Annotated in this window: 9 protein-coding genes; 6 read left to right on the top strand and 3 right to left on the bottom strand. The window is 24.8% G+C overall.

Annotated elements, in window-relative coordinates:
* Entirely contained in the window at positions 1-1,536 is a 1,536-nt protein-coding gene (locus GCL60_RS09795) for an NAD(P)-binding protein (protein WP_153420474.1), read from the top strand.
* Between the two features lie 193 nt (positions 1,537-1,729).
* Entirely contained in the window at positions 1,730-2,893 is a 1,164-nt protein-coding gene (locus GCL60_RS09790) for a glycosyltransferase (protein WP_153420473.1), read from the top strand.
* A 12-nt stretch (positions 2,894-2,905) separates the two neighbouring features.
* Here GCL60_RS09790 and GCL60_RS09785 read toward each other — a convergent pair whose 3' ends face one another.
* Positions 2,906-4,936: an acyltransferase family protein gene (locus GCL60_RS09785; RefSeq protein ID WP_153420472.1), complete on the bottom strand. Its 2,031-nt coding sequence runs from the start codon at positions 4,934-4,936 to the stop codon at positions 2,906-2,908.
* A 48-nt stretch (positions 4,937-4,984) separates the two neighbouring features.
* Positions 4,985-6,283 (bottom strand): lipopolysaccharide biosynthesis protein, encoded by a 1,299-nt coding sequence (locus GCL60_RS09780; RefSeq protein WP_153420471.1) that lies wholly within the window; start codon positions 6,281-6,283, stop codon positions 4,985-4,987.
* Positions 6,284-7,346: 1,063 nt separating this feature from the next.
* On the opposite strand from GCL60_RS09780, the gene GCL60_RS09775 reads away from it, so the two are divergent.
* From GCL60_RS09775 to GCL60_RS09760, 4 genes are all read left to right on the top strand, one after another.
* Positions 7,347-7,772, top strand: coding sequence for an FAD synthase family protein (locus GCL60_RS09775; RefSeq protein ID WP_153420470.1), 426 nt, complete (start codon positions 7,347-7,349; stop codon positions 7,770-7,772).
* A 34-nt stretch (positions 7,773-7,806) separates the two neighbouring features.
* Entirely contained in the window at positions 7,807-9,348 is a 1,542-nt protein-coding gene (gene asnB / locus GCL60_RS09770; protein WP_153420469.1) for an asparagine synthase (glutamine-hydrolyzing), read from the top strand.
* 66 nt (positions 9,349-9,414) lie between these two features.
* Positions 9,415-10,611, top strand: coding sequence for a CDP-glycerol glycerophosphotransferase family protein (locus tag GCL60_RS09765; protein ID WP_153420468.1), 1,197 nt, complete (start codon positions 9,415-9,417; stop codon positions 10,609-10,611).
* 259 nt (positions 10,612-10,870) lie between these two features.
* The gene (locus GCL60_RS09760; RefSeq protein WP_153420467.1) at positions 10,871-12,004 is read left to right on the top strand and encodes a glycosyltransferase; all 1,134 of its coding nucleotides are present in this window, start codon (positions 10,871-10,873) and stop codon (positions 12,002-12,004) included.
* A gap of 16 nt (positions 12,005-12,020) precedes the next feature.
* Here GCL60_RS09760 and GCL60_RS09755 read toward each other — a convergent pair whose 3' ends face one another.
* Positions 12,021-13,325, bottom strand: coding sequence for an O-antigen polymerase (locus tag GCL60_RS09755; RefSeq protein ID WP_153420466.1), 1,305 nt, complete (start codon positions 13,323-13,325; stop codon positions 12,021-12,023).
* Positions 13,326-13,330: the final 5 nt, after the last annotated feature.

The raw sequence follows: 13,330 nt of genomic DNA, 5'->3' as shown, positions 1-13,330 counted from the left end.
ATGAAAATAGAATTTGACGAAGAATTTGATAATGTTATTATTGGAGCAGGAGCGGGAGGAATTGCCGTTGCAAAATTATTAAGCGAGAATTCAAATAAAAATAATACGGTTTTATTTGAACAACATTTTGCACCTGGAGGTTGCGGAGGTTATTTTGCAAGAGGAAATCCTAAAAGAGTTTTTGATGTTGGTGCTACTCAACTTGTAGCAATTCAAAATGGAGAAATTCAAAATAAAATTTACTGCCTTAATAAAAAAGAAATAATAAAATTTCCTGATAGTGAAAAAATTGAAAATATTTACTTTCATTTTCCAAATGATAATACATCAATCTCTATAGATTCAAGAGCAAATATAAAGATAACTGATGGTAAACTAGAAGAAAATGAAGAGAGAGTGTTAAAAAATATTATCCATTTTTCAAATTTAACAAGTAAGGAAATTTGGGTTAATTTAAAATATATACCTAAATTACCAATTAATTCAATTAAAGAATTATTTCAAAATTTAGCTATTTTTTTTAGAATGAAAAATAAATTAATTCTATTTTCTACATTTTTTTTATCCTATTTAACAGTTTGTAAATTATTAGGCCTAAAAAACAATTTTAAAAAAAGTCATGATATCTTAAACTCGCTTTTACTTGATACTGTCCAAAATAAAATGAAATATGTGCCTTGGATATTTGGAAGTATGGGTATTAGTATATTAAATTATGGAATTTATCGTTTAAATGGAGGAATGAGATCGTACTTTATGGATCTTGCTTTTCAAATTCAAGATAAAGGTATTAAAATAAATTATCAACATGAGCTTTTATCTATAGAAGAAGATAAAAATGGATTTATTCTATGTATTTTAGACAGAAAAAAAAATATAAGAAAAAAAATTCTTGCAAATAAAAATTTATTTTTAAATATAACTGTTTGGAATTTTTTAAAAATTTATAAAGAAGAAAATTCTTTTAAAAAGAAATTAAGCCATAAAATTAAAAATAAATCATCATGGGGTGCCTGTGCGCTTTTTGGATATTTTGAACATAAAGAAACTTATCCAATTGGCCCATGGTATCACCAAATTTTCTTTGAAGAAAACGAAATAGAAGAATTAAAAAGTTCTTTGTATTTATCTGTTTATAAAAAAGAACAAAATAATAATATTAGATGCTTTACCGCAACAATACATTTTAAAATAAATCAATATGACCACCAAAAAAAAGAATTCTATAAAAATAAACTTATTGCTAGAATTGAAAAAACTTTGAAAATTAAAATACAAAATTGTGAGTTTGCCTCTCCTTCTACTTATGAAAAATTTACATATAGAGATAAAGGTAAAGTTGGAGGCATGATTACAAATGCATATGATATTATTTTTAAGTCGATTCCTTCTGTTTATAAACATCCAAATAAATCTTCAAAATTATTTTTTGTAGGAGATTCTGTATTTCCTGGTCAAGGAATTGTATCCAGTTCCATAAGCGGTGTTATAGCATGGGAAAGAGCGACAAATTTAAAATTCTCCGATTTAGAATAATATAATATTTTATACTGAATAAATACTTTAATATAATTTAACAATAAAAACAAAAATAACAACTATTCTTTTCTTACAAATCTCTTGAAATTAAAATTATTATAGTTTAATAATTACTAATCAATTCAATATTATAAATTAAATTTTTATTAAATATAAAAATGACACATATTAATAAGAAATGGAATAAAACGTGAAGAATAATGAGTTAAAGGTAGCTCTTGTTGTTGATTGGCTAACTGTTTATGGTGGAGCAGAAAGAGTAGTTGAGCAAATAATAGAATGTTATCCGAATTGTGATATTTATTCTTTAATTGATTTTTTAAATGATGAACAAAGATTTTTTGTAAAAGGAAAAAAAGCAAAAACATCATTTATACAAAAACTACCTTTTGCAAAAAAATACTATAGAATTTATTTACCTTTAATGCCTTTAGCAATTGAATCATTTAATTTACATGATTATGATTTAATTATTTCTTCTTCACACGCAGTTGCCAGAGGTGTAATCACTTACCATCACCAGCTTCATATTACTTACCTACAAGCACCGGGCTTAAGATATGCTTATCATGATAAAAATATCTACTCGATTGGAAGTAAATTTAAAATTTTAAAAGAGTTTTTATTATATAAATTAAGAAAATGGGATTTTATTGCTTCAAAAAGAGCGGATTATACTATTGCAAATTCTGAATATGTTTCAGAATGGAATGAAAAAATTGTTGGTGTAAAATCTAAAGTAATTTATCCACCTGTTTATTTAGACAATTTTATAAAATATTTTAATGAAGAAAAACGTGATACTTATGTTGCAGTAGGAAGATTGGAACCTATTAAAAGATTCGACCTTATCATTGAAGCTTTTAATTCATCAAATAAAAAATTAATTATAATTGGGTCTGGTTCTATTGAAAAAGAATTAAAAAAACTTGCAAATGACAATATATCATTTGTAGGATTCAGAAATCAAATTGAAATTGCTGAAATTCTTTCAAAATCAAAAGCATTTTTACAAGCTGGTTGTGAAGGCTTTGGAATTTCAATGCTTGAATCACAAGCCTGCGGAACACCAGTAATTGCCTTTGCCCAAGGAGGAGCCTTAGAAGTTGTAAATCATATTGGAGTTACAAATAAACCGACTGGAATTTTATTTGAAGATCAAAGTAAGGAAAGTATTTTAAAAGCAATTGAATTGTTTGAATCTGGTTTAGTAAATATTCAGCCCATACATTGTCTTGAAAATGCAAAAAGATTTTCAAAAGAAACATTTAAAAAATCATTTAAAGATTTTATCAATCAAAAAATAATGTTTAGATCATTTAAAAATAAAATTGAAAATAAAAAACGAGCCTAAAACAAAAACGATTTAATTAATTTTTGAATTTTCAAATGACTTCTCATGTATTAATAAAGTTTCATCTATAAAAGAAGCATTTTCTCTTACATATGAAGCGTTTAAATGAGTTGAATCTAAATAGATTGGATAAAAATCGTTTGTCATAACCTGACATGATGAATTATGGCAAAGGAGTTTTGTTGGATCAATTATAATTGCCCCATTTTCATCTGCTATTTTTTTCAATTTGCTAGAAATTAAAAGATTTTCACTCATAAATTTAGGATTATCTACAAACTTTTTCTCGTTTATTTTAATACCATTTATAAATGAGCGAGTAAGCAATGATTTTGGTGAATATTCTTTTCCAACTGGAATATTTAAAATTAAATATACTTTTTTCCTATTTTCTTTGAATGCCTTAACTTGACTACTTAGCTGATTAAAAAATTTATTCATCGCTACAGAATTATAGAAAATTTGTTCTTCGTGGTTATTTATATCATTAAAAACAATGCCTTTTGCTTCATATAAGGCATGCCAATTTGCTGCTAAAACGACCGTATCTATTTCAGGATCGTTTCTCAATTTGTAAATTTTTTCACTCCATTTTAAACAATCTACTTCGTTTATTTTAGACACATGCAAAACAGGAAAACAACCCGTCTGATAAGCAAAAAGTATGGATTTGCTATTTTCAGGATGCTCATTTTGAATTTTTTCAATTCTTGACCAATATTGACCCATATTACTGTCACCCCAATACAAAACTTTTCCATTATTATGATTTTTTGGATTAGATTTTTCATATATTTCATAAATATGGGCATTTGGAGCTGTCCAATCAATTAAGGAATCATTGATTTTTGTAATTAATGGATCGTGAGAGCTAAGTGGCTTGACCTTATAAAAGTATAAAAGCGAAGTTATTATACCAATAATAATTGGAGTAAATATTAAAATATTTAGGGTCAGTTTTCTCTCAGAAAACCTAATAGGTTTTTCTATTAAAATATAACTTAAATAAGACAAAATTAAAGAAATAAATAAACAAAATGTATTTGTGATTAATGAAGATTCGCCTCCATTAATTGTATTTGAAAAAGCTAAGATTGGCCAATGCCACAAATAAAGAGAATAACTTAATCCACCTATAAAAACCATAACTCTATTACTTAAAAAATATTTATTTATAAATGAATTTTGATCTGAAAAAATTAACAAAAAAGAACCAATAACTGGAAATAATGCCCAAAATCCAGGATATAATATTTCTGAATTTGAACAAAAAACAAGACCTAAAATTATAAGAGAGATTCCTAATATAGATTTTAAGTTTGAAGCATTTATAGATATATAAAATTTATTTAATATATTATCAATATAAATATCAATTGAATTCTTTTTAAATAAATTTAAATAAGCAAGAAAACCACCAATTAATAACTCCCAAAATCTTGTAAATGGAAAATAAAATGCCATGACTTTATTAAAACTAATAGTATAAATGTTTAAAATAAATGAAATGATAATAATAGCAAAAATAATTTTTAAGACATGTTTCTGAAATTTCCAAATAATAAATAATGAAAGTGGCCAAAATAAATAAAATTGCTCTTCGATTGCTAGAGACCATAAATGTAAAAGAAGTTTAGATTCTGAAGACGCTGCAAAATAATTTCCAGACTCAAAAAATAGCACTAAATTTGATGAGAAAACAGTTCCTGCTGCTAAATGCTTATTTAAAAGCTTAAATTCATCTAATAAAAAATAATTCCATCCAATAAGCCATACCGATATTAGAACAACTATAAGAACAGGAAAAATTCGTTTAACGCGCCTAATATAAAATTCTTTAAAGCTGAAAGAATTTGAATTTAAATTTTTAAGAATAATACTTGTAATTAAAAAACCTGATATTACAAAAAAAACATCGACTCCTATAAAGCCTCCTGAAAAATAAGGTATTTTTGCATGGAAAAATAAAGTTAGAATAATTGCAATAGCTCTTATACCATCTATATCAGGCCTGTATTTTATATGAGCGGTTTTATTTTCCATACAATACTCCAGTAAATCAAATTAAATACTTATCCATAATCAAATTTATTATTTATTAAATGAGTCAAGTAATTCAGGTTTTTTAGCAAAATTAACTTCTTTTAAAACTGACCTATAATAATAAAAGACAAATATTGTACAAACTGAAAAACTTCCAACAAGTGCAATAGGAGCTCCATAAATATCAAAAATCTTCATTAAAGGAATTGAAAATAATGCTATAAATAAAAATGCAAATCTTGATGCATTCATAACCATTTTCCCATGTCCATTTAAAACTAACCATTCATAATACATCCTATAATTTCCATATAAAAAGCAGCAAATCAGCATAATTAAGAATAAAGGTAACGAGCTTTTATATTTTTCTCCAAGAAAATATTCTATTAAGATAAAACCACCAATTGCAGAACCCAAAACTAAAAATAAAGAAATTAATATATTTGAATAAAATGTATTTTTAGGAATTGAAGGTAAATTAGAAACTTTTTTTGCCATAGTCTGTGTAAATGAAAGAAAAACAAGTAATAATGGATTAATAAAATTAAAAGACACTCTAAAAATTGCTGCACTTTTTTCACTAAGTATATACCCAACAAGCAGGACAAGTAAAAAAGGAATCGTAGAATTATATAATCTTCCTAAAAAACAATGAAATCCAAACTTTTTCCAATCTGAATAAATATTCTTAAAAATTACTTTTTGATTTTTAAACCTTGGTTTTAAAATCAAAAATACTAATATTATACCAATTATTATTGATAGTGACTTATAATTTATATATGAAGAAATATTCTTATCTTTTAATATATATGTTTGAAAAATAACAAAAATAAAATAAATAAAGTTATTAGAAAAATTAAATAAACTAAATATTTTAATTTTTTCAGACCCAGTCATAATAAAAGGAAGAGCATATGCAAATAAAAATGAAAACGATATTATTCCTGAATTTAATATTAATAATTTTAAACTATCATTATAAAAAATATTTATAATTGGATAAATGATTGATAGAGAAATTAAAAAAACTAACGATAAAACCAATGAAACTAATATAGAAAAACCAAATAAATCATTTTCATTGAATTTATTTTTTGACAGACTTGTTCCTATATTACCATAGATTCCAAGTTCAGAAAATATTGCTAAAATATTATAAATTGTTAAGCAAATGGAAAATACTCCAAAATTTTCTAAGGTATTTTCTCTCGCAATAATTAAAATTGCTAAAAAATTAAAAATAAGTGATATAATTTGTGAGATAGACAATAAAATTGCATTAGAAAATTTATCTTTTAATATCTGGTTTCTTTGAAAGATTTGTTTCATTTTAAAAAAATTCACTTTAATTTTCCAATTTATTTTTAAATTCGATTTATAAAAAATATAATCTATCTCAATCTATTTAATTTATGATTGAGTAGATTTTAATACTTACCCCTTTGTAAATGTAAATAATCATATAATAAATCTATAAATTTTCATTAAATGATATAACATAAAGCAAATAAAATTCAAATGAATTTAAAAATCATTCTTGTAATTTTTCAAACTATGTTAAGAACTAACTTTTTGCCATTTGCTTTAAAGCTTGCTACTTACATTCTTAACTCAAACCTTGGTTTTAAAATTTCTAAATCAGATTAATGAGTACTATATTAAATACCTTTAAGCAAACAAATCTATTTGCTTAACTGATTTGAATATAATTGATTTATAAGATGTTTTTTCTTGTTTAAATTTTAATTTTTTTTGAAAAATTATAATATTGATAATATATAAATTATAATATTTGTTTATTTATGCTTAAGATACAAAATAAAAATTTTTTGGTAACTATAGTTATCTTTCAATTACTAATATTTAAAAATTATTATTTCTTTTTTATAACTTATTAAATATGATTTTTTAAAATATCACAAAAAAAAATTAGCAAAAATTTTTGGATTATTTTAATGAATATTTTACTAACCAATTAATTTACATTTATTCAAATAAACTCTAGCAACTCAAATATTTTATTATAAATTTTTAGTTATTAATTTTTAATAATAATAATATATTTGGTTTTTTTTGTTATTTTATAAGATCTTTTTAAAATAAAAATAAACAAGTTATGAAAATTTTTTCATCCGAAATCATAAATTTTAAAATAGTAGATAATTTTAGTGACTAGAAAGTTGAGAAAAAAAATTGCTGGTAGTAAGGTACAAATTGATAAGTTAGCTTTGTATGTAAATTTGTAGATTCTCTGTTGTCTTTTATTTAGTAATAAATAATAAATAAGATAAAGCTATTTGATCAATCCAATTATTGTTTATTAACTTTAATTTGCATTGATAAAAGTTTTTTACTTATTTTACTAAAACATTTTATTATTTGCTGTTTTATTAAAAGAGAGGTTTTTATGCTTTTAGGTTACACTACAGGAGTTTTTGATCTATTTCATATTGGTCATTTAAATTTACTTAGAAATGCAAAATCAATTTGCGATAAGTTAATTGTCGGCGTTACTACTGACGAACTTGTTTCATATAAACACAAGAAAGCTGTAATTCCATTTCATGAAAGAGTTGAAATCATTAGAAGCGTTAAATACGTTGATTCCGTAATTGCTCAAGAGAGTATGGATAAATTTGAAGTATGGAGAAAAGTTAAATTTGATGTAATGATTGTTGGCGATGATTGGTACTCTTCAGACAAATGGTCTGACTATGAAAAACAATTTAAAGAAGTGGGTGTTAAAATTATTTTTTTCCCATACCTTAAAGGAACTTCTTCTACAATTATTAATCAAACGTTACAAAATCTTCGTTTAGATAACAGGCAATAAAAATAAATCAAATTTTTCCGTTTTGAGGGTTATTATGTGCGGGTTATTATTTGCTAAATTAAACAATATTCAAAAGTCTGACTTTCTTGCCAGTCTAATGCTTATGGAGCATAGAGGGCCAGATGTTTCTGGAAAAATATATCAAGATAATAATGTTTATCTTGGTCATAATAGGCTATCAATAATTGATATTAATCCAAGAAGCAATCAGCCTTTTTCATCTGAAGATGGTCGATATATTCTTATTTATAACGGAGAAATTTATAATTATCTTGAACTCGCAAATAAATATGGAATTCAATTAAAAACATCTTCAGATACTGAACTTTTAATAAAGTTATACATAAAACTTGGTATAAAATGTTTAGATCAGTTAAATGGAATTTTTGCATTTGTTATTTATGATACTATTGAAAAAAATATTTTTGCAGCAAGAGATCGTTTAGGTGTAAAACCACTTTATTACTATGATCATGATGAGACTCTTATTTTCTCTTCAGAAATTTCTTCTATCATTAAACTAACAAGCGAAACAAAGATTGATCCAGTTGCACTTAAACAATATCGATTATTGAGAACTTTCTTTAACGGAAGAACAATATATAAAAATATAAAAATGTTTCCAGCTGGATCATTTTATAAAGATAATAGAATAAATAGTTATTGGAAATTCCAAAAAATAGAGCAAGCAGCTCCTACCGATGAAGAGCTTCGTTACCTTATTGAAGATTCAGTTCGTTGCCGTCTTGTTTCCGATGTTCCTGTTGGATCATATTTAAGTGGTGGAATAGATTCTACAATTATAGCTAAACTATCTGGGACAGAACATACTTGGACAATTGGAAGTAAAACAAATAATGAGTTTGATTATGCAGCCCTTGCCGCAAAGTCATGCTCCTCTCAACATCATGAAGTTGAGTATAATGCTGAAGAATTTTATGAAACTGCAAAAAAACTTATAAAATTACGTATGGAACCTTTTTCTGTCCCAAATGAAGTCCTTATCTATTTAATGACGAAAAAGGTAAAGCAAAAAAATACAGTTATCCTTTCTGGAGAAGGTGCGGATGAACTCTTTTTTGGTTACGATCGCATATTTCGTTGGGCAAATGAAACTAAAACTTTTAATATTGAGAAATTTGCAGATCTTTATGCTTATGGCTCAGTAAAAGATTTAGAAATAATAGAAGATGCTTTAGAGCCTTTTATGCATTTCTCAGAGCCCATTAGTATTGTGGCCGCATTTTTTCAAACCGCTCACTTACATGGCTTATTAAGACGTCTTGATAATTCTACAATGCTTTGCTCCGTTGAAGCTCGAGAACCTTTTGTTGATTATAGACTAATAGAGAGAATGGCTGGAGTTCCTTTTAATTACCGAATGAAAGATGGAATCGTAAAAGCACCTCTGAAAAGAATTTTTAAAGATATCATTCCGAAAGAAATTATTGAGAGAAAAAAAGTTGGATTTCCTGTTAAACTAGAAGAAGTTATTCCACCTTTTATAAAAGGTGACACACCAATGGATCGTTGGTTTAATTTTAATTTACAAGTTCTAGGAATAGATGAAGTGTAATTAATATTTATAATTTATTTAATTACATTTCGAAGCTATATCATTTTGAGCTAAAGGATAATATTTATGGGAAAAAACAAGAAATTCTTGATACATTTAATTAGTAACAAGATTTCTTTATTTGTGTCAATCTTATTTTATCCACTTTATTTATTTCTCGGTCTATTAAGAAAAACAAGATTAATAAATGGAAAATACTATGTATTATCAGCTGCTTCTGGAAAACTTATTAATGATAATTCTAAGTATTTATTATTAAATTATAGAAATAATCCCAAATTTATTTATCTTGTTAAAGAAAAAAGTTTATTAAAATTTAAAAAAGAATATAACTTAAATATAGAATATTTTTATACATTAAAGGCATTTTATTATTTAATCTTTGCAAAAAAGTTTTTTTTATCGCATGGAACATATGACCTTTCCCCTATTTTTATGAATAGAGTTTCGGTTATACAGCTATGGCATGGTGTTCCGCTAAAGAAGGTTGTTAATGATATACAACGTAATAATAGTATATTTAAAAAGATTTTATTTTATTTTTATCCACAATTAAACTACTCATATTGCGATCAGCTGTTAGTAGGTGGCGATAAATGTATGCTTAGTCATGCATTTCAAAAGCCCTTAGATCATTGTCAAAAGATAGGTTTCCCTAGGTATCTAGCTTTTGACAAAAATTTTTCAGATGTAAATTCTGATATTTTATATAATCAAGAATTAAAAAATCTGGAAAAATTTAAAAAAGAGGGCATGAAGCTTATAGTCTATGCTCCAACGTATAGACAATATGACGATTCTAAAGAAATTATTACTACATTAAAAAGTCTTCAATCTTTAGAAAATTGTATTATTATTTATAAGGGTCATGTTATTGGCTCTCAATTACATTTAGATGAAAGCTCTAAAAATAAGATTTATATTTATAAAGAACCAGATCCCTATCCTTTAATGAATATCTGCGATGTTCTTATCACAGATTATTCAAGCTTATTTATAGATTATTCTGTGACTGGTAAGCCTTTTATATTATACATGCATGATTATGAAAAATATAAGAAAACAGTTGGTTTATATTATGATCTCAAAAATGACTTCAAAGAATTATCTTGTTTCAATCCAGAGGAATTACTAAAATTAGTGAATTCTTTTCTCAATAGTAATGTTAATATAAAGCCCTTTATTCAAGTAAAAAATGATTTTATTTTGAAAGATAATCGCTTATTATTTAATATCAAAGAATTTGAACAAAAACTTTTATAATAGTTTATTAATTCAAATAGGGTCCAAAGCAAAATAACAAAAAATATTTTTTTAATAAATTTAATCATTTAAGATAAATGTTTTTTATTTAATATTTTATAATTATATGAAATACATAATATAAAATCAAATATTTCAATTTTTATACTAATAAATATAAATTTCTTTTTCATTACATTTTGATATAGATTAAATTACATTTTTTGTTTAATCTATAAAAAATGTAAAATATTTTATTTTAATAATTTTATAGGTATCTATGTCAAAGAATTCAGATATTAAAGTTGCTCTCGTAATTGATTGGTTAACTGTATACGGAGGAGCTGAAAGAGTCGTAGAACAGATAATTGAATGCTATCCAAATTGTGATATTTTTTCCTTAATTGATTTTTTAGATGACAAACAAAGATTTTTTGTTAAAGGCAAAAAAGCAAGCACTTCATTCATACAAAAACTACCTTTTGCAAAAAAATTATATCGAATCTATTTACCATTTATGCCAATGGCAATAGAATCATTTAATTTAGGAAAATATGACCTTGTTATTTCCTCATCCCATGCAGTAGCAAGGGGTGTTATAACATACCCCAATCAAATTCATTTTAGTTATTTGCAAGCTAGAGGATTAAAATATCTTTATGAAGAAAAATCAAATTATACTCAAGGAAATATCTTAGGAATATTTAAAGAATGGCTATCTCATAAAGTCAGAATGTGGGACTCCATTGCCTCAAGCAGGCCTGATTACACTATTTCAAATTCAAAATTTGTGTCTAACTGGAACAAAAAAATACACTTAGTAGATTCACATGTAATTCATCCTCCAGTTGATATTGATTTATTTTCTAGCTATTTTAGTGAATCTAAAGAAGATTATTACGTTATAGTTGGAAGAATGGAGCCTTATAAACGCTTTGATATTGCAATTAAAGCATTTAATATTTTAGGAAAAAAGCTAATTGTTATTGGTTCAGGAACTTGTGAAAATAAATTAAAAAAAATGTCGCTTCCTAACATAGAATTTATTGGATATCAAAGTAAAGAAACCATTGCTAAAATAATTTCTAAAGCAAGAGGATTTATCTTTCCAGGTAGAGAAGATTTTGGAATATCACTTGTTGAAGCTCAAGCATGTGGAACACCGGTTATTGCTAATGGTCAAGGTGGGGCTTGCGAAATTGTAAATAATATTGGCAACAGCAACAATCCAACAGGAATTTTATTTAAAGAGCAAACAGTAGAATCTTTGGTAGATTCGATACATTATTTTGAATCGCTTAAAGATAAAATATTACCCAATGATTGTTTGCAAAATGCAAAAAGGTTTTCCAAAGAAATTTTTAAAAATAATCTTATGAATTTTATTAATAGTAAAACTTATGATTTAAAATGATCCTATTCTTTAAATCTTAAACGTTATTTTGCTTTGGAATAAAAACATTGATTTCTAAAAATGCAATATAAACAGCTAACAAATAATTTCCATTAAATGAGATAAAAAAAGTTAAAGACAAAACAACATATAAAAATAAATAAAGTTGAATATGACTCACAAAATTTTTAGTTAAGAAAAATTTTAAAATTTGATACATTAAATATAAAGCAAAAATACCGCTAATATTTAAAGCAAATGAAAACAAACTTTTATTATCTAGCCCCCTATTATCATAAGAAAAACGAGATATTTCGGAGATATCAATATTTGATCCTAGAATGAAGTTTAATTTATTTGAATTACTTGAGTATAACTCCAAAAGAGCTTCTTGATGAACTCCAAACCCATGTCCTAATGGATAATCAATGAGTCCAAAAACGCCAGAAATAGTATCTAAAAATCGAGTTGAGAAAGTTAATGCTTGGTTTTCAGAAGTCATTTTTTCTATAAATATGGGATAAAAATAAATTAAAAATATTGGAATGAAGCAAATTACAAGAAAAATAATTATAAAGTTTCTAGTTTTATTTTTATAAAAGAAAAATAAAACGAATAAAAACAATCCTATAGTTAAAAAATTAGAAAGCAAAAATCCTTTTGAAGTTGTTACAATTGAGTAAAAAACAAAAAATGAAATACATATAAAAGATGAAATTTTAGATTTTCTGACAAAATTACTGTAGTATAATGCAATTGCAATTAAAACAGGAACTATGAAAGCAGAAACACTAGCTTCATAAGCCAATAATCTTATTCCAAAATAAGGAGCGGGATAAACAAAATGTAAAAATGAAAACGCATTTGGCATAGTCATTATTTCAATTATTAATATTAATATTTGTGTAAGTGTTATTGCAAAAATACCAAAATAAATATTCATTGGTTTAAAATTAATAAAAATATATTTTGAATGTCTATATGTAATAAATAATGCACTTATTGTTATTAAATAAGATGTAAACCTGAAAAAATAGGACGCATTTTGGAATGAATCCGTTCCTCTCAATAACATAAAAAAGAATATATAAAAAATACTAATAAAAATTGAGAAAATTAAAAATGAAATTATATATATATCCATTTTACTATACTCAATTTTTCTATATTTAATAATATAATATACTTCTAAAATTGCGAAAAATGGGACTAAAAAAAGAACTGGACTAGAAGCTAATGCTCCAAAAATAACTCCAGAAATAAAATCATTATAACATAATAAAAAAAATAATATATATACATATAGAGACTCTAAAACATTTTTATAATAGATATTAATCATAATTT

Origin of the sequence: Silvanigrella paludirubra, assembly GCF_009208775.1 — a bacterium.
GTDB classification, from domain to species: domain Bacteria; phylum Bdellovibrionota_B; class Oligoflexia; order Silvanigrellales; family Silvanigrellaceae; genus Silvanigrella; species Silvanigrella paludirubra.
The sequence above is the reverse complement of the archived record's forward strand: the minus strand, read 5'-3'. Positions and strand labels throughout refer to the sequence as shown.

Bases quoted from the DNA above. Each gene is read 5' to 3' on its own strand.
- GCL60_RS09795 (WP_153420474.1), top strand. From the start codon at position 1: ATGAAAATAGAATTTGACGAAGAATTTGATAATGTTATTATTGGAGCA.
- GCL60_RS09785 (WP_153420472.1), bottom strand. From the start codon at position 4,936: ATGGAAAATAAAACCGCTCATATAAAATACAGGCCTGATATAGATGGT.
- GCL60_RS09775 (WP_153420470.1), top strand. From the start codon at position 7,347: ATGCTTTTAGGTTACACTACAGGAGTTTTTGATCTATTTCATATTGGT.
- asnB (WP_153420469.1), top strand. From the start codon at position 7,807: ATGTGCGGGTTATTATTTGCTAAATTAAACAATATTCAAAAGTCTGAC.
- GCL60_RS09765 (WP_153420468.1), top strand. From the start codon at position 9,415: ATGGGAAAAAACAAGAAATTCTTGATACATTTAATTAGTAACAAGATT.
- GCL60_RS09760 (WP_153420467.1), top strand. From the start codon at position 10,871: ATGTCAAAGAATTCAGATATTAAAGTTGCTCTCGTAATTGATTGGTTA.
- GCL60_RS09755 (WP_153420466.1), bottom strand. From the start codon at position 13,325: ATGATTAATATCTATTATAAAAATGTTTTAGAGTCTCTATATGTATAT.